At 59.9% G+C, this 21,731-nt stretch carries 23 protein-coding genes, 1 tRNA gene and 2 pseudogenes; 17 read left to right on the plus strand and 9 right to left on the minus strand.

Annotated features, from left to right (window positions below):
• The first annotated feature begins 57 nt into the window (after nt 1–57).
• From AC0IYH_RS14125 to AC0IYH_RS14140, 4 genes and pseudogenes are all read left to right on the plus strand, one after another.
• On the plus strand, nt 58–390 hold the full coding sequence (locus AC0IYH_RS14125; RefSeq protein WP_471834832.1) for a DUF2790 domain-containing protein: 333 nt from the start codon (nt 58–60) through the stop codon (nt 388–390).
• A gap of 196 nt (nt 391–586) precedes the next feature.
• A pseudogene (locus AC0IYH_RS14130) lies at nt 587–1,273 on the plus strand (PAS domain-containing protein); the annotation flags it as partial.
• Nucleotides 1,274–1,381: 108 nt separating this feature from the next.
• Nucleotides 1,382–1,813, plus strand: a pseudogene (locus AC0IYH_RS14135) (methyl-accepting chemotaxis protein); the annotation flags it as partial.
• Between the two features lie 58 nt (nt 1,814–1,871).
• A complete protein-coding gene (locus AC0IYH_RS14140) occupies nt 1,872–2,447 on the plus strand; it encodes a flavin reductase family protein (RefSeq protein WP_116629241.1) in 576 nt (191 codons plus the stop codon).
• Between the two features lie 39 nt (nt 2,448–2,486).
• Here AC0IYH_RS14140 and AC0IYH_RS14145 read toward each other — a convergent pair whose 3' ends face one another.
• Complete coding sequence (locus AC0IYH_RS14145) at nt 2,487–3,293, minus strand: AraC family transcriptional regulator (protein WP_116629240.1); 807 nt, start codon at nt 3,291–3,293, stop codon at nt 2,487–2,489.
• Between the two features lie 140 nt (nt 3,294–3,433).
• Between AC0IYH_RS14145 and AC0IYH_RS14150 the strand changes: the two genes are divergently transcribed.
• Entirely contained in the window at nt 3,434–4,072 is a 639-nt protein-coding gene (locus tag AC0IYH_RS14150) for a LysE family translocator (RefSeq protein WP_471834833.1), read from the plus strand.
• Between the two features lie 44 nt (nt 4,073–4,116).
• A complete protein-coding gene (gene ddlA, locus AC0IYH_RS14155; RefSeq protein ID WP_471834834.1) occupies nt 4,117–5,211 on the plus strand; it encodes a D-alanine--D-alanine ligase in 1,095 nt (364 codons plus the stop codon).
• Between the two features lie 26 nt (nt 5,212–5,237).
• On the opposite strand, the gene AC0IYH_RS14160 is transcribed toward ddlA, so the two are convergent.
• From AC0IYH_RS14160 to AC0IYH_RS14195, 8 genes are all read right to left on the minus strand, one after another.
• A complete protein-coding gene (locus tag AC0IYH_RS14160) occupies nt 5,238–5,552 on the minus strand; it encodes a helix-turn-helix domain-containing protein (protein ID WP_122773626.1) in 315 nt (104 codons plus the stop codon).
• On the minus strand, nt 5,539–5,787 hold the full coding sequence (locus tag AC0IYH_RS14165) for a hypothetical protein (protein WP_241092314.1): 249 nt from the start codon (nt 5,785–5,787) through the stop codon (nt 5,539–5,541). Before AC0IYH_RS14165 ends, AC0IYH_RS14160 begins: the two co-directional genes overlap by 14 nt.
• 292 nt (nt 5,788–6,079) lie before the next feature.
• On the minus strand, nt 6,080–7,909 hold the full coding sequence (ggt, locus tag AC0IYH_RS14170) for a gamma-glutamyltransferase (protein ID WP_471834836.1): 1,830 nt from the start codon (nt 7,907–7,909) through the stop codon (nt 6,080–6,082).
• Nucleotides 7,910–7,989: 80 nt separating this feature from the next.
• Nucleotides 7,990–8,823, minus strand: coding sequence for an EamA family transporter (locus AC0IYH_RS14175; RefSeq protein WP_471834837.1), 834 nt, complete (start codon nt 8,821–8,823; stop codon nt 7,990–7,992).
• Between the two features lie 171 nt (nt 8,824–8,994).
• Nucleotides 8,995–9,762: a DUF1828 domain-containing protein gene (locus tag AC0IYH_RS14180; RefSeq protein WP_471834839.1), complete on the minus strand. Its 768-nt coding sequence runs from the start codon at nt 9,760–9,762 to the stop codon at nt 8,995–8,997.
• A complete protein-coding gene (locus AC0IYH_RS14185; protein ID WP_471834841.1) occupies nt 9,759–10,139 on the minus strand; it encodes a hypothetical protein in 381 nt (126 codons plus the stop codon). Before AC0IYH_RS14185 ends, AC0IYH_RS14180 begins: the two co-directional genes overlap by 4 nt.
• 326 nt (nt 10,140–10,465) lie before the next feature.
• Nucleotides 10,466–10,542 (minus strand) — tRNA-Met (locus AC0IYH_RS14190).
• Between the two features lie 254 nt (nt 10,543–10,796).
• Entirely contained in the window at nt 10,797–11,348 is a 552-nt protein-coding gene (locus AC0IYH_RS14195) for an RNA polymerase sigma factor (protein ID WP_116629235.1), read from the minus strand.
• 261 nt (nt 11,349–11,609) lie between these two features.
• On the opposite strand from AC0IYH_RS14195, the gene AC0IYH_RS14200 reads away from it, so the two are divergent.
• The 11 genes from AC0IYH_RS14200 to sctU are packed head-to-tail and all read left to right on the plus strand — an operon-like array spanning nt 11,610 to nt 21,701.
• The gene (locus tag AC0IYH_RS14200) at nt 11,610–12,659 is read left to right on the plus strand and encodes an HrpJ domain-containing protein (protein ID WP_116629234.1); all 1,050 of its coding nucleotides are present in this window, start codon (nt 11,610–11,612) and stop codon (nt 12,657–12,659) included.
• Nucleotides 12,656–14,749: a type III secretion system export apparatus subunit SctV gene (sctV, locus tag AC0IYH_RS14205; protein ID WP_116629233.1), complete on the plus strand. Its 2,094-nt coding sequence runs from the start codon at nt 12,656–12,658 to the stop codon at nt 14,747–14,749. Before AC0IYH_RS14200 ends, sctV begins: the two co-directional genes overlap by 4 nt.
• A 28-nt stretch (nt 14,750–14,777) precedes the next feature.
• Nucleotides 14,778–15,671 (plus strand): FHA domain-containing protein, encoded by an 894-nt coding sequence (locus tag AC0IYH_RS14210; RefSeq protein ID WP_471834842.1) that lies wholly within the window; start codon nt 14,778–14,780, stop codon nt 15,669–15,671.
• The gene (locus tag AC0IYH_RS14215) at nt 15,668–17,026 is read left to right on the plus strand and encodes a FliI/YscN family ATPase (RefSeq protein ID WP_116629231.1); all 1,359 of its coding nucleotides are present in this window, start codon (nt 15,668–15,670) and stop codon (nt 17,024–17,026) included. Before AC0IYH_RS14210 ends, AC0IYH_RS14215 begins: the two co-directional genes overlap by 4 nt.
• Nucleotides 17,013–17,450, plus strand: coding sequence for a type III secretion system stalk subunit SctO (locus tag AC0IYH_RS14220; protein WP_471834843.1), 438 nt, complete (start codon nt 17,013–17,015; stop codon nt 17,448–17,450). The genes AC0IYH_RS14215 and AC0IYH_RS14220 overlap by 14 nt, the downstream gene beginning before the upstream one ends.
• On the plus strand, nt 17,422–17,880 hold the full coding sequence (locus AC0IYH_RS14225) for a type III secretion system HrpP C-terminal domain-containing protein (RefSeq protein WP_471834844.1): 459 nt from the start codon (nt 17,422–17,424) through the stop codon (nt 17,878–17,880). The genes AC0IYH_RS14220 and AC0IYH_RS14225 overlap by 29 nt, the downstream gene beginning before the upstream one ends.
• Nucleotides 17,877–18,887, plus strand: a complete 1,011-nt coding sequence (locus tag AC0IYH_RS14230) for a FliM/FliN family flagellar motor switch protein (RefSeq protein WP_471834845.1) — start codon at nt 17,877–17,879, stop codon at nt 18,885–18,887. The genes AC0IYH_RS14225 and AC0IYH_RS14230 overlap by 4 nt, the downstream gene beginning before the upstream one ends.
• Nucleotides 18,884–19,537, plus strand: coding sequence for a type III secretion system export apparatus subunit SctR (gene sctR / locus AC0IYH_RS14235; protein ID WP_116629227.1), 654 nt, complete (start codon nt 18,884–18,886; stop codon nt 19,535–19,537). Before AC0IYH_RS14230 ends, sctR begins: the two co-directional genes overlap by 4 nt.
• Nucleotides 19,538–19,544: 7 nt before the next feature.
• Nucleotides 19,545–19,808, plus strand: coding sequence for a type III secretion system export apparatus subunit SctS (gene sctS, locus AC0IYH_RS14240; RefSeq protein ID WP_116629226.1), 264 nt, complete (start codon nt 19,545–19,547; stop codon nt 19,806–19,808).
• Between the two features lie 10 nt (nt 19,809–19,818).
• On the plus strand, nt 19,819–20,607 hold the full coding sequence (gene sctT, locus AC0IYH_RS14245; protein ID WP_471834847.1) for a type III secretion system export apparatus subunit SctT: 789 nt from the start codon (nt 19,819–19,821) through the stop codon (nt 20,605–20,607).
• On the plus strand, nt 20,604–21,701 hold the full coding sequence (gene sctU, locus AC0IYH_RS14250) for a type III secretion system export apparatus subunit SctU (RefSeq protein ID WP_471834848.1): 1,098 nt from the start codon (nt 20,604–20,606) through the stop codon (nt 21,699–21,701). Before sctT ends, sctU begins: the two co-directional genes overlap by 4 nt.
• Nucleotides 21,702–21,731 lie beyond the last annotated feature (30 nt).

Raw genomic sequence — 21,731 nt, forward strand, 5'->3', positions numbered from 1 at the left:
GGCGTCAGGGTTGCCTGGTTAGTCTCGTCACTGACTTTTTCAATCGAGGAACTAACCATGAACTTTAATAACTTGGCCCTGGCGGTATTAACCCTCACGCTGTCATTCGGCGCATTGGCCGAAGGCGGAGGGGATCGCACCTTTGCTCAGATGATGGAACGCAACGAAAAAGCCATGGCTGAAGACGCTGTGAGGAAGGGCAAGCCGGCACCCGAAGTGCAAGCCTATCGCTACGGCATGACGCTGGACATCGCCAAGGTGGTCAACGTCACGCCGCCGATCAAATCGTGCAACCCAGTGCCCTCGCGCATGACCTATGAAGACTCCAGCGGCAAGCTCAATACCCTGGAATACCAAGTGATGGGTGTGTGTCGAGTCAACGGCGGATAATGGATCCAAAAAAACAGTTGGGCACCGCACTAAAGTCCTCTTAAGAAAACCGCGCCAGCGCCGATGCAGGTCAGTCCATCTCCCCCCAAATGACCATCGGTGCCCAATGTTCAACACCCGTTTGAAGCAGGAGCTGTCGGCTCTTCGCGAAGAATTGTCCAGCTTGCAACAGGTAAAGGAGAGCCTGGAAAGCGAAATGTTATGCCTGACGCTGGACGCCGAAGGCCGTGTTGAATGGGCCAATGCCAACTTCCTGCAGGAACTCGCCTACCAGAGCGGCCAGCTGCTGGGCCGCGCCATCGACGACCTGGTGCCGGCCCACGTGCGCAAGGATGAGTTCCAGCAGCGCTTCAAGAATGCCCTGGTGCGCGGCGAGCATTTTGCCGGCACGGTGCGCCTGATGCGCGGCAATGGCCAGGAAGCCTGGCTGCGCTCAATCGTGCAGCCGGTGCGCAGTTCGGATGGGCGCATCCGGCATTTCTCGATTTACTCCAGCGACCTCACCCGCACCATCGAAGCCTCCCGCGAGCATGAAAACCTGATCACCGCGCTGGTGCGCTCCACCGCCGTGATCGAGTTCGACCTGGGCGGGCATGTGCTTACCGCCAACGACCGCTTCCTCGGCGGCATGGGTTACAGCCTGGCGCAGATCCAGGGCAAACATCACCGCATGTTCTGCGCGCCGGAGGAATACAACGGCGCCGAATATCAGAACTTCTGGAAACGTTTGAATGCCGGTGAGTTTGTTGCCGGGCGCTTCAAGCGTGCCGACAGCCATGGCCGCACGGTGTGGCTGGAGGCCACCTACAACCCGGTGCTGGATGCCAATGATCGGCTGTACAAAGTGGTCAAGTTCGCCACGGTGATCACCGACCAGGTCAACCAGGAACAGGCGGTCGCCGAGGCGGCCAACATTGCCTACAGCACCTCGCTGCAAACCGACAACAGCGCCCAGCGCGGCACCACCGTGGTCACCCAGGCGGTGGATGTAATGCGCGACCTGGCCAGGCACATGCAGCAGGCCGGTGAGGGTATCGAGGCGCTGAACGCTCAGTCTCAAGTGATCGGCAGCATCGTCAAGACCATCAGCGGGATTGCCGAGCAAACCAACCTGCTGGCGCTCAATGCGGCCATCGAGGCGGCGCGCGCCGGTGAGCAGGGCCGAGGCTTTGCGGTGGTGGCCGATGAGGTTCGCCAACTGGCGTCACGCACCAGCAAAGCCACTGAAGAAATCGTCGGCGTGGTGCGTCAGAACCAGGACATGGCGCGCGACGCCGTGGCGCTGATGACCGACGGCCGCCTGCAAGCCGAACAAGGCCTGGCCCTGGCGGCGGAAGCGGGTACGGTGATTGTGGAAATCCAGGACGGCGCGCAGAAGGTCGTCAGCGCGGTAGGGCAATTCGCCAACCAACTGTCGAGCTGACCCATAGGGCTTGTGCTTGAGGTATCGTAGGTTTTTTCGCTTGAAGAGCCGACCTTCCATGAGCCCTACTCACCGTCGCCCCGTCCCGCTGTCCAAGGCCTATCGCTTGCTCAACCACGGCCCGACCGTGCTGGTGAGCGCGGCCCATGATGGCAAGCGCAACATCATGGCTGCTGCCTGGGCGATGCCGCTGGATTTCGAACCGCCGAAAGTCGCGGTGGTGCTGGACAAGGCCACCTGGACTCGCCAACTGCTGGAAAGCGCCGGTACCTTCGTGCTGCAGGTGCCCTGCGCGGCCCAGGCTGACCTGGTGCAGACGGTCGGCAACACCAGTGGAGCCGACACCGACAAATTCGCCGCCTACGGCCTGCAGACTTTCAATGGCGAACATACCGAAGCGCCGCTGCTGGAAGGCTGCGTGGCCTGGCTGGAATGCCGCCTGCTGCCCGAACCCCACAACCAGCAGACCTACGACCTGTTCCTCGGCGAAGTGGTTGCGGCCTACGCTGACGAGCGCGTGTTCAGCGACGGCCGCTGGCACTTCGAAGGCCATGATGGCTTGCGCACCTTGCACCATGTGGCGGGCGGGCATTTCCTCAGCATCGGCGCGCCGATCGATGGGCATCAGCTTTAGGCTTTAGTGGGAGCGGTGATCGCATTTCAACGGGGGCAATCAGCGCCCGAGCATCTTCACCCAGCGCGACGGCGGCATGCCGTAGGTGCTGCGAAATTGCCGGGTCATGTGGCTCTGGTCGGTGAAGCCGGCGGTCAGCGCCGCATCCACCAGCGACATGCCCTGTGCCAACAGACTGCGCACCAGGTCCAGACGGCGCATGGTCAGGTAGCGATAGGGGCTGGTGCCGAACAGCAGGCGAAAGTCCCGCGACAATGCCCAGCGGTCCCGGCCGCAGTGGTCGGCCATTTCGTCCAGGGTGATGCTGCGGCCCAAGGCGCTGTGGATAAATTCCCGGGCGCGCTCGGCGGCGATGTAATCGAAGGATTTACGGCTGATGATCGCGCCCGAAGCGGCATTCAGCGCCTGGGCCAGGTCGAATAGCGCGTCCTGCTCCTGCATCGGGTCAATCGGGCAGTCCAGGCTTTGCAACAACACTTCGCTGGCGCGGAACAGTCGCGGGTCGCTGGACAGGCCGTTGTGGATAAACGGCAGCGGCTTGCCGCCAAGGATCTGCTGGATCAGCGCCGGCTCCACATAAATCATGCGGTACTTGAAACCTTCCACGCTGCTGGCGCGGCCGTCATGGCTTTCATCGGGGTGAATCACCATGGTCGCGCCGGGCATGCTGTGGGTCATGCAGCCGCGATAGTGATAACTCTGCACGCCAAACAACGTACGCCCGATGGCGTAGGTGTCATGGCGATGGGGGTCGAACGCGTAGCCGGCGAAGTACGCCTCGATACGGTCCAGGCCACTGGCATGCGGGGCGCGGTGCAGCCAGTCGAGGGTGGAGGGTTGGCCCATGGTGACTTGTCACAAGTTTGAGGTGGGAAACACGTTAACCGAGTCTGCGGTGCTTGTCTGCCGGGGTCTTGTACGATTGTGCACGCGGTACCTGAGGCCTATGATCGCCGTTTGTGACCCGCGCTGAAGGAGTTGCAGCCATGGATTTTCTCAACCCCGCCTATGTGACGCCGCTGGTGTCGCTGGCCCTGCTGTGGACGGTGGCCGTGGTAACGCCTGGCCCCAACTTCTTCAATACCGCGCAGTTGGCCGCCAGCGTTTCGCGTCGCCATGGCGTGGTGGCGTCGGCGGGCGTGGCCAGCGGTACGATCATGTGGGGGCTGGCCGGTGGGCTGGGCATCAAGTCGCTGTTTACCGCCGCGCCGATGCTGTACCTGGCGTTCAAGATCATCGGCGGTTGCTACCTGATCTACCTCGGGCTGAAGCTGTTCAAACGCTCGGTTCCAGCGGTGGGCCAGAGCGTGCTGCCCGATGAGCCGCGACGTTCGTTGTTCTCAGCCTGGCGCTTCGGTTTGCTGGGTAACTTGTCCAACCCCAAGGCCGCACTGTTTGTCGCCACGGCCTTCGCGTCGACGATGCCGCCCTCACCGTCGCCCGCGTTGCTGACCCTGGCCGTGATCACCATGGCCAGCTTGTCGTTCAGCTGGTATTCCTGCGTGGCCCTGGTGTTTTCCAGCGAGCGCATGGCCAACCTCTACAGCCACTCGCGCAAATGGCTCGACCGCTTTGCCGGCGGTTGCTACCTGCTGTTTGGCGCGCATCTGGTAGCGAATCGCTGACTGCCCGTGGTAAGAAGCCTTACTTTCAACAGTGAGGCCGGGTCATGAGCAAGGTGCGGGTAGGTATTATTTTTGGCGGCCGTTCGGCTGAGCACGAAGTCTCGTTGCAGTCGGCGCGCAATATCGTCGATGCGCTGGACCGCTCGCGCTTCGAGCCGGTGCTGATCGGCATCGACAAGGCCGGCCATTGGCACCTCAACGACACCTCGGACTTCCTGCTCAACCAGGAAAACCCGGCCCTCATCGCCCTCAACCAATCCAACCGCGAACTGGCGGTGGTGCCCGGCAAGGCCAGCCAGCAAGTGGTGGAAACCGCGGGTAGTGGCGTGCTGGAACATATCGACGTGATCTTCCCCATCGTCCACGGCACCCTGGGCGAGGACGGTTGCCTGCAAGGCCTGCTGCGCATGGCGGATCTGCCGTTCGTGGGCTCCGACGTGCTGGGTTCGGCGGTGTGCATGGACAAGGACATCAGCAAACGCCTGCTGCGCGATGCCGGTATTGGCGTCACCCCGTTTATCACCCTTACGCGTCGCAATGCCGCGCGCACCGCCTTTGCCGACGCGGTGGCCAAGCTCGGTCTGCCGATGTTCGTCAAGCCAGCCAACCAGGGGTCGTCGGTGGGCGTGAGCAAGGTAGCGGACGAAGCCGAATACCACGCCGCCGTCGCACTGGCCTTGGGTTTTGATGAAAAAGTATTGGTGGAGTCTGCCGTGCAGGGCCGCGAAATCGAATGTGCCGTGCTGGGCAACGAAAACCCCATCGCCAGCGGCTGCGGCGAGATCGTGGTGAGCACCGGCTTCTATTCCTACGACAGCAAATACATCGATGCCCAGGCCGCCCAAGTGGTGGTGCCGGCCGACATCAGCGCGCAGGCCAGCGAGCGCATTCGCCGCCTGGCCATCGAGGCTTTTGAGGTGCTGGGCTGCGCGGGCCTGGCGCGGGTCGACGTGTTCCTCACTGACGATGGTGAAGTACTGATCAACGAAATCAACTCACTGCCCGGCTTCACCCGCATCAGCATGTACCCCAAGCTGTGGCAGGCGGCGGGGATGAGCTACAGCGAGTTGGTGAGCCGGTTGATCGAGCTGGCGCTGGAGCGGCATGCGGGGCGCAAGGGGTTGAAGCTCAGTCGGTGATCTTCAGAGGGTGGCCAGTAACGCCATCAGGCGTTACTGAGGACCTCACGGAAAACGTCCGGCCTTATCGCCGCAATGTGCAGCAGTGAGCGTGCTGCACCAGATGGAGAGCGACGCCCCTGTTCCCACTCTTGAAGGGTTCTCACCGAAACGCCTAAAAGCTCGGCAAATTTGGGTTGCGACAGCCCGGTCTTGCTCCTTGCTTCGGCAGCTTGAGTAAGCTCGACGTGGTGCACTGCACCGTAACGTCCCGCTTTGACATCCTGAATGGCTGCCAGTAACTCTTCGCCGATGTTGCGTTTGGCGTCACGTTCCTTCAGTTGTTTTTCAGTGAGTGGCATGGTTCATGTCCTTCGCGATTTTGTACAGGATGTGCGCTGGAATATTTTCGGTCGCGCCCTTACCGTAAATCAGTGGTGCTACTACCGCCCCGCACGCTAATTGTGTGGTGTAGATAATTCGCACTGACCCGCTTTTGCCGCGCCCCTCCAAGTTCCAGCGGACCTTTCGGCAGCCGCCCGAGCCAGGAACAACAGTTCCGGCGTCAGGGTGGCTGGCAAGAAACGCCATGAACATGCCTTTTTCATCCTCTGTCCAATAGTCAGGCCATAGTCTATTGAACAAAGGTGATTCGATGATCGTTAACACGCGAAATACTACGTCTATGACGTAGCCTCTGACAAGAAAGGGCGGGCCAGAAAATCGCAGGTAAAAAGACGCTGCTCAAGGGGCTTTTTATCGCAAAAAATGACATGGCACTTTGCAGCCAGCCGCCTGAATAAGACTTGGGAAAGGAGGTTGTAGGCGTTTTTTCATAGGGCCGTAAGAGCCACCCACGAATAGATCAACGTCTTCGCCTCCAACACATTCAATCGCCCAGCGCTGCGCCTTCACGCCGAGGGTCGGCGCCGCCGCTGAGGCGCACCTTGCCCTGGGCATCCCGCGTGAGCACGATGGCCTGGATGCCGCTGGTCATGTCGATCTCGCTCAGGGCATGGCCCTTATCCTTCAAGGCCTGTTTCAACGCGGGGCTGAACAGGCCGGCTTCCAGTTCGGTCGCGCCATTGCGGCTGCCGAAGTTGGGCAGGCTGATGGCCGCTTGCGGGTCGAGGTTCCAGTCGAGCATCGCCACCAGGGATTTGCTCACGTACTCGATGATCTGCGAACCACCTGGCGAGCCCACGGTAGCCAGCAACTCGCCGCTCTTGCGGTCGAACACCAGGGTCGGCGCCATGGCCGAGCGCGGGCGTTTGCCCGGTTCGACGCGGTTGGCCACGGGCTGGCCGTGTTCCTCGGGGATGAATGAGAAGTCGGTCATCTGGTTGTTCAGCAAAAAGCCCTGGACCATCACATGCGAGCCGAAGGCGGCTTCCACCGTGGTGGTCATCGACACGGCGCCGCCCTGGTCATCCACGGCCACCACTTGCGAGGTGGAGATGCGCAGCGGCGAGCGGTCCGGCGCGTACGCCACCTGGATGCCGGCCGGCGTGCCTGGCTTGGCGACGCCCATGCTGCGCGCGCCGATCAGTGTGGCGCGCTGTGCCAGGTAATTCGGTGCGACCAGGCCGGCGACCGGCACGGGTGTGAAGTCTGAATCGGCCACGTACAGCGCGCGATCGGCGAAGGCCAGGCGGCCGGCCTCGGCGAGCAGGTGCACGGCTTCAGGCGTCGGCTCAAGGCCCGCTGGTTTTGTGCTTTCAACCGGCTTCATCGGGGCGATGGCCAAGCCTGGGTCGCGGGCTTGCAGCGCCTGCAAAGTGCCGAGGATCTGCGCCACGGCAATCCCGCCCGACGACGGCGGCGGCATGCCACAGACTGTCCATTGCTGGTAGCCGGTGCACAACGGCGCGCGCTCCTTGGCGCTGTAACCCTTGAGGTCCGCCAGCGACAGGCTGCCCGCATTGCCATGGCCCTGGACCTTGCGTGCGATCTCATCGGCAATCGGCCCGTGGTACAGCGCGTCCGGGCCTTCCTTGGCGATGCGTTTGAACACATTGGCCAACGCCGGGTTTTTCAACAGCGTGCCGGTGGTTTTGGGGGTGCCATCGGCATTCAGGAAATACGCGGCCATGTCCGGGGATTGGGGGATGTAACGGTCGGCGGCGATCAGCGCATGCAAACGCGGGGAAATCGCAAAGCCCTGTTCCGATAACCGAATCGCCGGCTCAAACAGCGTGGCCCATGGCAGGCGCCCGCTCTTTTTGTGCGCCATCTCCAGCGCACGCAATACACCAGGCGTGCCCACCGAGCGCCCGCCAATCTGTGCCTCGGCAAACGCCATCGGCGTGCCGTCGGGTTTTAGGAACAACCGCTCGGTCGCGCCGGCCGGTGCCGTTTCGCGGCCGTCGTAGGCGTGCACGGTTTTGCCGTCCCACAGCATGATGAATGCACCGCCGCCGATCCCGGACGACTGCGGCTCCACCAGGGTCAACACGGCCTGCATCGCAATCGCTGCATCAATTGCCGAACCACCCTGGCGCAACATTTCACGCCCAGCTTCGGCCGCCAGCCGGTTGGCGGCGGCGGCCATATGGCGCTCGGCGTGGCGGGTGGTGAGGTCGGTGCGATAGCCCGAACCCAGCTCCGGGGCCGGCGGTTGTTCCGTGACGGGGGTGTGGCACGCAACCAGGGCGAGCGCGGTGGCAATCACTGACAGGTGTAGGCGGGAAATCGAAAACACGCGCTGAACTCCGTTCATTTTGAGAATGATCTGTTGTCCTTGGGGTGGTGCTTTTTTACCGGAGGATCGAGCGCCCGATGCTACCCGGTAAACCGTGTTTAGCCCAATCGCAACAGCATCGCCCCGGCGGCGATGATGCAGGCGGCGACGATGCGCACGCGGGTCAGGTGTTCTTTAAGCACCCAGGCGGAGATCACCACGCCAAACAGAATCGACGTTTCCCGCAGCGCCGAAACGGTGGCGATGGGGGCGTGGGTCATGGCCCACAAAGCCAGGCCGTACGAGGCGACCGTGCCCACGCCGCCGACCACCCCCAGGCGCCAGTTGCGGGTTACGTACTCACAGAACACGGCTCGCCGAGTGGCTAATGCCCAGGCCGCGAGCGGAATGCCGGTCAACAAAAATATCCACAGGGTGTAGGCCGCCGGAGCGCCGGATTTACGCACACCCAGGCCGTCGATAAGGGTGTAGCCGGCAATCACACAGGCGTTGATCAGGGCCAGGACGAGGCCCTTTTTCTGACCCGCCGCAGGTGCAGCGGCCATGCTCAGGATGCCGAGGGAAATCACCGCAATCCCCAGCCACGCAAACGCCGATAACGGCTCGGACAACACCAGCACACTCACCATGGCCACCAGCAACGGCGCAGTGCCGCGCATGATCGGGTAGGTCTGGCTCATGTCGGCGATGCGGTAGGTGGCGGCGACCAGGACGAAATACAGCACCTGCAACACCATCGATGCGCCGATAAAAGGCCAACTCTCTTTGGCTGGCAGCGCAAGAAACGGGAGCGTTGCCAAGGCAATCAAGGACGCAACGGCGGCGATCATGCAGGTGGTCAACAGCTTGTCGGCGCCGCCTTTGACCACGGCGTTCCAGGTAGCGTGGAGCGCAGCGCCCAGCATGATGATCGCGAATACGTCGAAACTCATGAAGGGCTCCTTTTTTGGGGGCTGTCAGTCGGTCACTGCAATGGCTTGAGCCAATTGCATTTCGGTCATGTGTGGCGCTGGGGAGGACGGGATGTTAACAGTTGGCGTTACTTTTCTGCGGGCATAAAAAAACGGCCTACCTTTCGGTAAGCCGTTTTTATACGTCACGGCTTAAGCCATCCGATGCTGGACCTTTTCGATGATGGCGACCGTGTCCTGAATAGAGGGAGCAATATCATTGGCTGCCGACATCAGGCGCGAAGCGTCTTTTTTCGGCAGCTCGTAGAAGTCGCCACACACGATGATCGAGTCGAATTTGATGCCGGATTGCTTAAGGTGAAGCAGTGTAATCGTTGTCAGGCGCGCTTTGTCCTTGCCGTTTACGCCGAACAGAAAGACTGGCTTTCCATCGGTTTTTATACGGAAGTCTATGACGTAGTCCTCTCCGCCATGAACCTCAGGCACATGGTTTTCCTCGATGGCGTCCTTGGGAACGAAGGAATACAACAGCTCTCGGAGGTCATGGGCAAAGGTCGAACCCACACGACTTTTCGTCCACAGGGCGATGTCTTCAATTCTGCTCAGGCCTTGGCCAAGTGCAAAAATGCCGCGAGAAAGTTTATCCGCAGGCACGTCGATGTAGATTTCTCCATCGTCCTCAAACAGGCCGCTTTCGGTCAGAATGGATTCGTAAAGCTTGGCTCTGGGGCCTGCAAGTAGTTTGGTCAGATCATTTTCATAACTGAGCCGCATCATCGTGTTGGCTGCATCGGACACGCGCCATCCGCCATTTCTGCGGCTCAGGTACGCGGTGAAACAATCCCCGTCCCGTGCGGTGAGCGGGATGGAAACCGTCAGCAGATCGCCACGCTCGGTGATTACCACGTCCTCGCAAAACGCGGTGCACAACGATTGTCGTATTGCGGCTAAGTCGTTCATTCGAAAAGTGCTATCTGAAGTGAATGAGCATCTGTCATGGAGTCTAGCTCCAGGCCAGTGATGTTGCAGTCAGCCAGCAGGCATGTCAAAGCGCCGTTAAGGTTCGTGTACCGGTTCGTGGTCTCTGCATATTTATCGACCTTGCCAAGTTCCATATACCGTTCTGTGGCGAGGTGGATATGGCAAAGATTTCGTATCTCTTCATCACCTTCCAAAGGGTTGCGATGGACGTGATAACCGCCGTTATACCGGGTTAGGGTGATGCCCTTGTCGCCAGGTCGTGGATAAAAAGTCAGGCCACAGGAAAATGCGTCGGGATCAATTTGATTTTGCCGTGTGTACAGCTCAAAAGAGTGAGTGCCATCGGATGATTGCACTGTGTAGTTACGCCTCAGGGATTTTTTAAACAGGGTTGCCTTGGCGCCAGGGGTTTTTTACCACCTTGTCCATGGTGAGCAGCTCTGAAATCAGGGCATCGCTGAGTAGAGTCATTTGAGTATCACTGTCTGCGTTGCATATCCGGGGAGTACTGCGCGATGCGCTGAAGTGTTGTGGATACCTTCGAAATGCGCAATTCAGTGGCTGAAAGCCATGTGTTACCCGATATGAAAGGATCAGTAGCCTGGTGGCTGCGGATCGTTGGCGTTACTTTTCTGCGGGCATAAAAAAACGGCCTACCTTTCGGTAAGCCGTTTTTAGTACTTGGTGGCTACGCAGGGACTTGAACCCCGGACCCCAGCATTATGAATGCTATGCTCTAACCAACTGAGCTACGTAGCCAAGTGGCGCGCATTATTCGCGTAGAACGCAAATGCGTCAAGCGTTTATTTTTAATTTTTATCTGCGCTTTCAACTGTTTAACCGGAAATGCCGGTTTTCCGGGGCTGCTGCGCAGCCTGGCGGGAGCAAGCTCCCTCGCCACAGGGCTTAATGGGGGGCGTGGGGTGTCAGGTGATCGCCGGGGTGTTGTTCAGTCTGATGTTTGGTTTTTTTCGAGTTGGGCAATATCCCTGCCGCCCAACACGTGGGTTTTCCTAAGGGTATGTCGAGTTATGGGTGACGCGCTTCAGGTGCTCGCGCGCGCGCGACAGGCGTGAGCGAACGGTGCCGATGGGAATGTCCAGTACGTCGGCTGTGTCCTGGTAGCTGCCGTCGGTTTCCAGTGAAGCGTACAGCGTTTTGCGCATTTCTGCGGGTAGGTGGTCAATGGCGCTCAGGGTGTTTTCCAGGCGACGGTTGATCTCGAACTCCCAGTCCAGGTTTTTGTTTTCTTCCTGGCCGTGCCACAGCGACTCATCAAACTCGCAATGCACGGGCTTGGCATACAGGCGCCTGAAGTGATTGCGGATCAGGTTCTGCGCGATGCCGCACATCCAGGTGCTGAGGGTGGCCTGGCCACTGAAACGTTCCCTGTTACGCCAAGCCTCCAGGTAGGTCAGTTGCAGGATGTCATCTGCATCTTCGTGGTTGAGTACGCGTTTATGAATAAAGCGGCGAAGTTTTTTCTGTTGGTCGTCCGTCAGTTGGAGCATGAATTGAGGCGAGCCGCCAACGAGGTGCGCTAAAGCTTCAATAGGGATATTCACGATTTTTTCCTCAGGGTAGACGCTGTCGAAATGGTTTCGACGAGAAGCCCATAGCACCTGTTATGCCAAAGGAAAAAATCATGCAAACTATTGATTTGTATAAATAAATATCTTGAATTAGAGGGTTTTTACGCAAGTTTTTGCAAAAGGCGCTGAGGATTTGTGCCGGTGTTTTCATCAACTCCGGTGGATGGGTTTTTATGGAACCGTATAAGCAGGTCTTGCCACACAGGGGCACATACTTCCTGCCTTGGCCTGCTCATGAAAATTGAATCTCATCAAGATGTGCCTCCTGCCCAGCTGCAGGTTCAATCCGCCGTTGTGCCTGTTTCCCAGCCCGATCGGACCGGCGAGCTTGCTCATTATTTTGATCCGGGGGTGGTTGCCGCTCACCACGCCCTGCATGCGACCTCGATACACGTCCCGCCTGTCGAGCAGCTTGCGCAGCTTTACGAGTTGTTGGGCCATCCTGCCCAGGAGTCCATGGCGACTGTTTCTCGGCGTTTCAAGCATCAGTTGCAGCACAATCCAAGTGTCGACAAGTTGCTGGAGCTTGCTGAGGGGGACCCTGCGCGCGCGTACGTAGTGCTCAAGCATTTGGAGTCCCAGGCGAACAATGATGCGCGCCCGTCCGAAGCGGCCAAGGCGCGGGATGCCGTGGCCATGCTGTCGGTTGCTTACAAAGGCGAAATCCAGGCGGGTCTCAAGGTTGCTACGGCGCTGCTGGAGGCCGGTGGAGAACCTCAAGAGCGCGAAGCGCTGCGTGCTCTCTACTATGCCAGCGTGGCCACGCGCCAATCCCTGTCGACGATGATGCAGGCGCTGCTTGGCGTGCACGGTGGTGATACGTTTTCCTCCAGGCTCAGCAGCATGCGTAAAGCGTTGGCTGACGACATTGCGCACCTGGTGTCATCAATGACCACGCCCCGTTTGCGCACCTTGCTGCTGGCCCTGCAAAGTTGCGGGCAGTTGGGCGTCGTGCTGTCTGGTTGCAATGCGTTGACCCAGCGCTTGGGCAACGACTATGACTGCGTGGCTTTGTTGCAGCGACTGTTGGGGTACGCCGGCAGTGGTATCGATGCGAGTGAAATCCTGCGGCTTGGGAATGATCTGGCAAATGGCCTGACCACCCGGCAAGTGATCATCCTCAACGCGTTGTACCCCCTCATTCGGGATTTGCCCCCTGCGTTGTGGCCGGACAGTCGAGTGCGTCAGTCCAGTTTGGATACCTTTTTGGCGGTGATGGGGGAGCTGGACCGAGTCGACCGCGGATCTAAACGCTTTGTCGGTGGCCTTGGGGCGTCGGTGTGACCGCACTGTCGGCCATCAACAATGTATTGCTCAAAGTGGCGCAGCGTGCCGAAGTGCTGGGCGCCGTGGTGGTCCTGGGCATTGTGTTTATCTTTATCGTGCCGCTGCCCACCTGGCTGGTCGACGTCCTGATTGCGATCAACATTTGCATATCGTGTCTGTTGATCGTGCTCGCGTTGTACTTGCCGGGACCATTGGCCTTTTCGTCGTTCCCGTCGATTCTGTTGCTGACCACCATGTTTCGTCTGGCGCTGTCGATCGCCACCACACGCCTGATCCTGCTGGAGCAGGACGCCGGCCATATCGTCGAGGCGTTCGGTAACTTCGTGGTGGGGGGCAACCTGGCGGTGGGTATGGTGATCTTCCTGATCCTGACCCTGGTCAACTTCCTGGTGATCACCAAAGGTTCTGAGCGCGTTGCGGAAGTGGCGGCGCGCTTCAGCCTGGATGCGATGCCCGGTAAGCAGATGTCCATCGACAGCGACCTGCGCGCCGGCCTGATCGACGGCATGCAAGCGCGGGAAAAACGCGAGCAGTTGTCCCGCGAGAGTCAGTTATTTGGTGCCATGGACGGGGCCATGAAATTCGTCAAGGGTGATGCTATCGCGGGTTTGATCATCGTTGTGGTCAACCTGTTGGGCGGATTCACCACGGGTATGTTCCAGCACGACTTGAGCGCTGGCGAATCGATAGCGCTGTATTCCGTACTGACCATTGGTGATGGCCTGATTGCACAGATTCCAGCGCTGCTGATTTCCCTCACGGCGGGCATGATCATTACCCGTGTAGCACCTGATGGAAGCAAGGGCGTCAGTAATATGGGGGCCGAGATCGCCCGGCAAATGACCAGTGAGCCCAAGAGCTGGATGATTGCCTCGGTTGGGATGCTGGTCTTTGCGCTCGTGCCCGGCATGCCTACCCTGGTGTTTATTGTTATCGCGCTGATGACGGGCGGCCTGGGCTACTACCTTGCGCGTCAACGCGAACAGCAAAGCAAACCTGCTGACCCAGTCACCGAAGCCGTTCGCCCGGAAGAAAACGGCAGCGAAGACTTGCGTGGGTTCGACCCCTCGCGGCCCTACATTTTACAGTTCTCGCCGGCGCTGCGAGGGACGCCCGAGGTGACAGACCTGATTCATGCGATTCGCCAGGCGCGAAACACAATGGTCACCAACATTGGCCTGACGCTGCCACCGTTCGAAGTCGAGCTTGATGGCGCGCTGGCCGATGACGAGATGCGTTTCTGCGTGCATGAAGTGCCGATGCTCAAGGCGTCGGTTGTAAAACTTGTGGCCGTGGAGCGTAAAGCGCTGAAGGTCGAGCCTGAACATGGCGTGCCGGGTTTGGCCGAGCGCGATGAGCAGAACTGGGTCTGGCTGGCCGCGAATGATCCGTTGCTCGATGATCCAGCCATAGAGCGCTTCAGCGCAGCGAGCCTGATCGTCGACCGTATGAAACAGGCGATGTTGCTCAGCGGGCCGCAATTCCTCGGTATCCAGGAAAGCAAGGCAATCCTTGGCTGGCTGGAACACAACCAGCCGGACCTGGTTCAGGAGCTGCAACGCATCATGCCGCTCGCGCGGTTTTCGGCGGTTTTGCAGCGTCTGGCCAGTGAGGGGGTGCCTTTGCGGGCGGTGCGGTTGATTGTCGAGTCGCTGATCGAGTACGGCCAGCATGAGCGGGAGCCGGACGCGTTGGCCGACTATGCGCGCATTGCCCTCAAGTCGCAGATCTTCCACCAGTACAGCGAGCCCGACGGCCTGCATGCCTGGCTTCTCGCGCCGCAGACCGAAAATATCATGCGTGAGGCACTGCGCCAGACCCAGACAGGCGTGTTTTTTGCGCTCGACAACGAAAGTAGCGCCGCGCTGATCAGCCTGCTCAACCAAGCGTTTCCACAGCGGCCCAAAACCAAGTGCGTGATGCTGGTTGCACAGGACCTGCGCAGCCCATTGCGGACCTTGTTACTGGAAGAGTTCAACCATGTGCCGGTGCTGTCGTTCGCCGAATTGGGTAGCACCTCCAAGGTGAAAGTGCTGGGGCGTTTCGATCTTGGCCAGGACGAGTTGACGCGTGGTGAAGTGGCATGAGTAATCGTTACGCGCGGAGGGCCCGTTGATGTTTGAGCTTCGGGTACTTGATGGGAGGCATGAAGGTGCAGCGTTGCCGTTGTTTGGGGAGCAGTGGAGCATTGGTTGCCACCCGGACGCCGATCTTGTCCTGAGCGATTCGGGAGTTGCCGAGCAGCATGCGCGGCTGCGTCTTCTCGACGCCAACTGGTCGGTGCAGGCCGAGTCGGGTCTGTTGCACAGCAGTGAGGGTCAGGTCCTGGCACACATCGCCAACCTGCCACTCAATGCAGTGTTTTTGATCGGGGTTGTGCGGCTGTGTGTCGCCTTGGCCGATCAGCCCTGGCCCCAGGCCGCGGTTCCACTGCCACCGCCGCCCGTCAATGAGCCTGTGCCGGTGTTGAAGTTGTCGTCCATCTCGCACTCGCAGCAAAAGCGCCTGATCAGTCTGGTATTGCTGGTAGCGGTGATCGTCGCGGTGGTGGGCACGGTTTCCACGGGGGAGCGCGAGGCGCAGGCGTCCTTGATGCCTCCCGTGGTCCGCAAGCAAGTCCTGGACTCGCCGTTTGAAGTTCGCCAGCAGTTATTGGGAATGCTCGGCGAGCGTGAACTGAGCCAGCGGGTCAGCGTGCAAGTGATCAATGGCCAGGTCGCCCTCAACGGTGACGTTTCCCAGGATGAGGTGGAGCTGGTGGCACGCATGCTCAGCCGTTTTGGTGAGCAGTTCGACAGCGCGGTGCCGGTGATCAGTCGTGTGCGCGTACGCGATGGGGCGCTGCCATTCAAGATTGTGCAGATTGTCGGTGGGCCCAACGGCCATGTGGTTCTGGATGAGGGCAGCCGACTGTTTGTGGGTGACGAAGTTGATGGGCTGCGCCTGGTATTGATCGATAACAGCAAGGTGGTCTTTGACGGCGCGCAGCGCTATGAGGTGCGTTGGTGAACGAGCAATTGCAAGCCCGTCTCGACGCCTGGCAAGAGCGCCAGGCCCAGTCGCTGGCCACCTTTGCGCCGGTAACGATGCGTGGTCGAATCCAGCGCGTCAACGGCATGCTGTTGCAATGCCGGCTGCCCAACGCACGCATCGGTGATTTGTGCCAGGTTGAAAAAAACACCGACGAATACATGCTGGCCGAGATCATCGGGTTTGATCAGCAGGATGCCGTACTCAGCGCCCTTGGCAACCTCGAAGGCGTGCGTGTGGGGGCGAGTGTGCAGCGCCTGGGTGTGCCGCATCGGGTGCGGGTCAGTGATCAATTGCTGGGCCAGGTCCTGGATGGTTTCGGGCGGCCAATTGCGGGTGATGGTCACAGTGCCTTCGTCGAATCCGACGACCCAGAGGCGAGCACGGTGTTGTGCGAAGCGCCTTTGCCGACTGAACGGCCGCGGATCAATCGGGCCCTGGCGACCGGGGTACGCTCGATCGATGGGCTGTTGACCCTGGGTGAAGGCCAGCGCGTAGGCCTGTTTGCCGGCGCCGGCTGTGGCAAGACCACCTTGTTGGCGGAAATCGCCCGTAATGTCGAGTGCGATGTGATTGTGTTCGGCCTGATCGGCGAGCGCGGTCGGGAGTTGCGCGAGTTCCTTGACCATGAGCTGGATGATCAATTGCGGGCCAAGGCCGTCCTGGTGTGTGCAACGTCCGATCGCTCAAGCATGGAGCGAGCCCGCGCGGCGTTTACCGCGACAGCGTTGGCGGAAGGCTATCGACGCAAGGGTAAGCGGGTGCTGCTGCTGATCGACTCCCTGACCCGTTTTGCCCGGGCCCAGCGAGAAATCGGCCTGGCGGCGGGTGAACCCCTTGGGCGCGGCGGTCTACCGCCTTCGGTGTACAGCTTGCTGCCGCGCTTGGTGGAGCGCGCCGGGCTGACCCGCGACGGCGTGATCACGGCGATCTACACGGTGCTGATCGAGCAGGACTCCATGAGCGACCCGGTCGCCGACGAAGTCCGGTCGTTGCTCGACGGCCACATTGTCCTGTCGCGCAAACTGGCCGAGCGTGGTCACTACCCGGCGGTTGATGTACTGGCCAGTCTTTCCCGGATTTTGAGTAACGTCGCCACGCCTGAGCATATCCAGGCGGGTACGGCGCTGCGGCGGCTGCTGTCGGCGTATCAGCAGATCGAGCTGATGCTCAAGTTGGGTGAATACCAGCCTGGCAGTGATGCGCTTACCGACTTGGCGGTGGATACCCGCCAGGCAGTGGATCGGTTTCTGCGCCAGGACTTGCGTGAGCCGTCACCGATGGATGGAACCCTGGATCAACTGACGGAGTTGACCGGCTATGTTCCTTTCTGAATTGGAGACCCTGCGGCGCCTGCGCAAACATCGGGCGGACCGGGCGGAGCGCGCGTTGAGTGAGGCCAAAAGGCATCAGCGTGCGCTGCAAGTGCAGGTAGAGCAGGCCCATCAGCTCCTGGAGCAGACCCGGCTGCAGGAAGCCGAGGAAGCTGCGGCGCTATTGAGCAAGCATCAAGGGCAAGTGCTCTCCTTTCGGCAACTCAAATCGTGGGGAACCCAGGAGCGTTCGCTGTCTGCCGGTACGCAGCGCGAGCGCGCGCAGTTGCATGCGTTGAACGGGCGGCACGAGCAGCAAATGATCCACATCGACAGCGCGCAGAAGCAGGCCACACGCTGTTTGCGCGAGGTTGAAAAACTTTGGGAATTATCCCAGTTACTGGTGCAGGAAGAGAATGAAGCAAGAACCTGTGAGCAAACCTGATGCACCCCGCGTGCGCCAGCCCCGGGAAGACCGTGAGCCCAATGCGGCAGGGGTGGTGCCTTGGGAACATGGACGTTTGTTCGCCCAACTGTTCGCCCCTGATGATGGCGGCAGCGGCTTCGCTTCCGGCTTGTCGGGCCCTAAAGCATCGGTTCATAAAGCGATGATCGAAGCATTGACCGAGCAGTTGGCGCCTCGCATACAGGTCAGCGCACAGTGGCCCTTGCAGGCGGTGCTTTACCTTCCCCGGTTGGGGCGCATCAATGCCCGTGTGGGGAAGGGCGGGATCGCCTGGAACGTTGAGCTGGATGCCGAAGAAGAGCGCACCGCGCATTGGCTCGGCGGCGTCAGGACGCGCTGTCAGGACGGGTTGGCCCAAGCGCTGGGCCAGCCTGTGGATATCCACATCGGGCACGTGGGCCGCGCATGATCACGCCTTTGACACTGCCGTTGGTCAATGCGGACAGGGCGGCAGCGGCACAGCGACTGGGACGCGGTTTGCGTATGCCGTTTCGGGTTGTCGACCAGGAGGGCGCGTTGTTGCTCGAGCCCGGCCGGGGCCCTGCGGGTGTTCGCCCGCTGTATTTCGAGAGCGCCTGCGGTGTGCTGGCATTTGCCGAGGCTGGGCCGCTGTTCAGCCTTATGGGCGAATGCCCCGTGCCCCTGGCAGAAGCCGGCAATGACCCGCAGTCGTGGCTCTGGGCACTGTTCCAGCATCATTTGAGCCCTCAGTTACAGGCGCTGTTCGGGTACCTGCGGTTGCTGTCGGCGCCTCAGAAATTGAGCTTTGGTTGCCGCTTCACGGTGACGCTGGGCCCCTCGAAGGTCATGGGCTACCTGTGGCTGAGCCCGCAAAGCCTGTTGGCGCTGTGCGCGGCCGGACCCTGGCACGCCACAGCCGGCCCGTTACCAGCGGCGTTTGCGCTTTCCCTGGTGGTGACCCTGGGGCGCTTGAACCTGCCTGGTACGCAATTGGGCTGCCTGCGTGTCGGCGATGTGCTGATGCTTGAACAGGCATTTTTCGATGCGCGCGGCGAGGGTTATTTGCATGTCGCCAGGCGTCGTTTGCACGGGCGTATTGACGATGAATCCGGGCCGTTGTGCTTGAACCTTATTTCGATCGAGGAAACGTCCATGGACGAAGATTTCATAATGGAAGCGTACACCGGACCCGAGTCGGATCAGCCGGTAATGGATGTGTTCGGGGGTGAACTCTTTGATGAGTTGAGCATGGCGCTGACCGTGCGATGTGGTGCGCTGAACCTGACCTTGGGTGAGCTGCGCAATCTGGCACCCGGAGCGGTGTTGGGGATCACCGGATATGCACCCGGCATGGCGGGTTTGTATTACGGCGAGCGGTCCATTGGTCAAGGGCAGCTGGTTGAAGTGGATGGCCGACTCGGTCTGCAATTGTCTCGCGTGGTTTTTTCCCGATGATATTCCAGGGCATTGACCCCGTTGTGCTGGCGCTGTTTTTTGGCGCGTTGTCTTTATTGCCGATGCTGTTGGTGGTGTGCACGGCATTCTTGAAGATCGTCATTGTGCTGATGATCACACGCAACGCCATTGGCGTTCAGCAAGTGCCGCCGAGTATGGCAATCAATGGCATCGCACTGGCTGCCACGCTGTTTGTCATGGCGCCGGTGGGGTACGAGGTCGCCCAGGCTTTCAAGCAATCGCCCCTGGACATGAGCAGTGTTCAGGCGCTTCAAGAGACGGGGCTTGTTGCCACAGAGCCGCTCCGTGCGTTTATGAAGCGCAACACCGACCCGGACGTACTCACACACATGCTGGAAAACAGTGCGCGTATGTGGCCGCCTGAAATGGCGCAAAGCACCCAGCGCGATGACCTGATCCTGTTGGTCCCCTCCTTTGTGCTGTCGCAGTTGCAGGCGGGATTCGAGATCGGCTTCCTGATCTACATTCCCTTCATCGTCATCGATTTGATCGTATCGAACCTGCTGTTGGCCCTGGGGATGCAAATGGTCTCGCCCATGACCATTTCCCTGCCGCTGAAACTGCTGTTGTTTGTCATGGTTTCCGGTTGGTCGCGGTTGCTCGACAGTCTGTTCCTTTCTTACCTCTGAGTGCCCTATGGAACCGATCGTACTGTTCAAACAGGGCATGCTGCTGGTGGTGGTGCTGTCGGCGCCGCCACTGATCGTGGCGGTGATCGTCGGTGTGCTGACGTCCCTGGTACAAGCCCTGATGCAGGTCCAGGACCAGACATTGCCCTTTGGCGTCAAGCTGGTGGCGGTAGGTGTCACGCTGGTCTTGACGGGCCGTTGGATCGGCGTGGAGTTGATTCAACTGATCAACCTGATGTTTGAAATGATCGCCCGCTCGGCGTTGAACTGAGGGAATAAGCGTGCTGATTTATCTTGAGTATTTATCCAGCGTGCTGGTGGGCATGGCGCGTATTTACCCCTGTGCCATTTTGGTCCCGGCGTTCCTGTTCCAACACATACGCGGCATGCTGCGGCACGTCGTCGTGATGGTCATGGCGCTGATCCCGGCGCCAGGAATCCACGCGGTGCTGGCGGCTGAGGAATACTCGGCGTTGATGATCAGTGGGCTGGTGTTCAAGGAGGCGGCCCTGGGCATTTTCCTCGGCGTCTTGCTGGCCATGCCGTTCTGGATGTTCGAATCCGTCGGCGCACTGCTGGACAACCAGCGAGGCGCGCTGGCAGGGGGGCAACTCAACCCTTCGCTGGGGCCGGACGCGACGCCTATCGGGCATCTGTTCAAACAGTTGGTTATTTACCTGTTGATCGCTGTGTTGGGGCTTAGCGTGCTTACCCAGGTGATCTGGGACAGTTACCTGATCTGGCCCGCTACGGCATGGGTGCCGATGCCGGCCGCCAATGGGTTCGGTATTTTTTTGGGCATACTCGGCGATACCTTTACGCACATGATGCTCTACGTTGCGCCTTTTATTGCGGTGCTGTTGTTCCTGGAATTCGGTATTGCGCTGCTGGGGGTCTACAGCCAGCAACTGCAAGTAAGTTCGCTGGCGCCACCGGTCAAGTCGCTGGCGGGTATTGGTATTTTGCTGTTGTATTTTGCGTTGTTTCAAGACCTGATCGTGGGGCGTCTGAGCCTGCTGGATGACCTTAAACACTCACTCGGGCTGATGTTCAAGGACTCGACGCCATGAGTGACTCAGGCGAAAAAAAGCACCCCGCGTCCGCCAAGAAACTGCGCGATCAGCGCAAGAAAGGCCAGGTTTCCCAGAGCCAGGATGTGGGCAAGTTACTGGTGCTGACGGCCATCAGTGAGATTGCCTTGTATGCCGCCCAAAGCAGTATGCAACGCTTCCAGCAGCTGATGGTGTTGCCCATGTCGAGCATGAGTCAACCCTTCACGCGCGCGCTGGAAGAAGTGCTGTTTTCAGGGTTGGCGATGTTTTTCGCGTTTGCCTTGTTAATGGTCGGGGTAGCGATTGTCATGAAGCTGATCGGCAGTTGGATGCAGATAGGGTTTTTGTTTGCGCCGCAGACTTTGAAGCTCGATTTCAACCGCATCAACCCTCTCAATCAGCTCAAGCAAATGTTTTCTGCCCAGTCGGTCATCAACCTGCTGATGAGCATCGCCAAGGCGGTGCTCCTGGGTGTGGTGTTGTACGTGGTGATCAGGCCCTCATTGGGCGCGTTGATCAACCTGGCCACCACTGACCTGCAGACTTATATCCTTGCGCTGATCGTCCTGTTTCGCCACTTGCTGCATGCCTGCCTGGGGCTTCTGCTGGTGCTGGCGCTGATTGACCTGGCGATGCAGAAGCACTTTTTTGCCAAGCGCATGCGCATGACCCAGGTCGAGGTCGTCCAGGAGTACAAGAACATGGAGGGCGACCCCCATGTGAAGGGGCAGCGCCGTTCGTTGGCGTACCAATTGGCCAACGAAGAGCCCAAGGTCAAGCTGCCCAAGCTGGAAGAAGCCGACATGCTGGTGGTCAACCCGACGCATTTTGCCGTTGCCCTGTATTACCGCGCCGGTGTGACGCCGCTGCCCCTGCTGGTCAGCAAAGGTACGGATGCCGACGCCCGCCAGTTGATCCGGCAGGCCAAAGCGGCCGAGGTGCCGGTGATCCAGTGTGTGTGGCTGGCACGCACGTTGTACACCCGCAAACTCGGAGCGAGTATCCCGCGCGAAACCTTGCAGGCCGTGGCGCTGATCTATCGCACGTTGCGTGAACTTGATGATGAAAGCAAGCGCGAAACCCTGCAGCTGCCGGAGCTTGAGTTGCGCTGATCAGTCACTGGCGCTGCGAAACGCCTGGCG

Source organism: Pseudomonas sp. AC463, from assembly GCF_979253585.1.

Bases quoted from the DNA above. Each gene is read 5' to 3' on its own strand.
- AC0IYH_RS14125 (WP_471834832.1), top strand. From the start codon at position 58: ATGAACTTTAATAACTTGGCCCTGGCGGTATTAACCCTCACGCTGTCA.
- AC0IYH_RS14140 (WP_116629241.1), top strand. From the start codon at position 1,872: ATGAGCCCTACTCACCGTCGCCCCGTCCCGCTGTCCAAGGCCTATCGC.
- AC0IYH_RS14145 (WP_116629240.1), bottom strand. From the start codon at position 3,293: ATGGGCCAACCCTCCACCCTCGACTGGCTGCACCGCGCCCCGCATGCC.
- AC0IYH_RS14150 (WP_471834833.1), top strand. From the start codon at position 3,434: ATGGATTTTCTCAACCCCGCCTATGTGACGCCGCTGGTGTCGCTGGCC.
- ddlA (WP_471834834.1), top strand. From the start codon at position 4,117: ATGAGCAAGGTGCGGGTAGGTATTATTTTTGGCGGCCGTTCGGCTGAG.
- AC0IYH_RS14160 (WP_122773626.1), bottom strand. From the start codon at position 5,552: ATGCCACTCACTGAAAAACAACTGAAGGAACGTGACGCCAAACGCAAC.
- AC0IYH_RS14165 (WP_241092314.1), bottom strand. From the start codon at position 5,787: ATGTTCATGGCGTTTCTTGCCAGCCACCCTGACGCCGGAACTGTTGTT.
- ggt (WP_471834836.1), bottom strand. From the start codon at position 7,909: ATGAACGGAGTTCAGCGCGTGTTTTCGATTTCCCGCCTACACCTGTCA.
- AC0IYH_RS14175 (WP_471834837.1), bottom strand. From the start codon at position 8,823: ATGAGTTTCGACGTATTCGCGATCATCATGCTGGGCGCTGCGCTCCAC.
- AC0IYH_RS14180 (WP_471834839.1), bottom strand. From the start codon at position 9,762: ATGAACGACTTAGCCGCAATACGACAATCGTTGTGCACCGCGTTTTGC.
- AC0IYH_RS14200 (WP_116629234.1), top strand. From the start codon at position 11,610: ATGAAAATTGAATCTCATCAAGATGTGCCTCCTGCCCAGCTGCAGGTT.
- AC0IYH_RS14210 (WP_471834842.1), top strand. From the start codon at position 14,778: ATGTTTGAGCTTCGGGTACTTGATGGGAGGCATGAAGGTGCAGCGTTG.
- AC0IYH_RS14220 (WP_471834843.1), top strand. From the start codon at position 17,013: ATGTTCCTTTCTGAATTGGAGACCCTGCGGCGCCTGCGCAAACATCGG.
- AC0IYH_RS14225 (WP_471834844.1), top strand. From the start codon at position 17,422: ATGAAGCAAGAACCTGTGAGCAAACCTGATGCACCCCGCGTGCGCCAG.
- AC0IYH_RS14230 (WP_471834845.1), top strand. From the start codon at position 17,877: ATGATCACGCCTTTGACACTGCCGTTGGTCAATGCGGACAGGGCGGCA.
- sctR (WP_116629227.1), top strand. From the start codon at position 18,884: ATGATATTCCAGGGCATTGACCCCGTTGTGCTGGCGCTGTTTTTTGGC.
- sctS (WP_116629226.1), top strand. From the start codon at position 19,545: ATGGAACCGATCGTACTGTTCAAACAGGGCATGCTGCTGGTGGTGGTG.
- sctU (WP_471834848.1), top strand. From the start codon at position 20,604: ATGAGTGACTCAGGCGAAAAAAAGCACCCCGCGTCCGCCAAGAAACTG.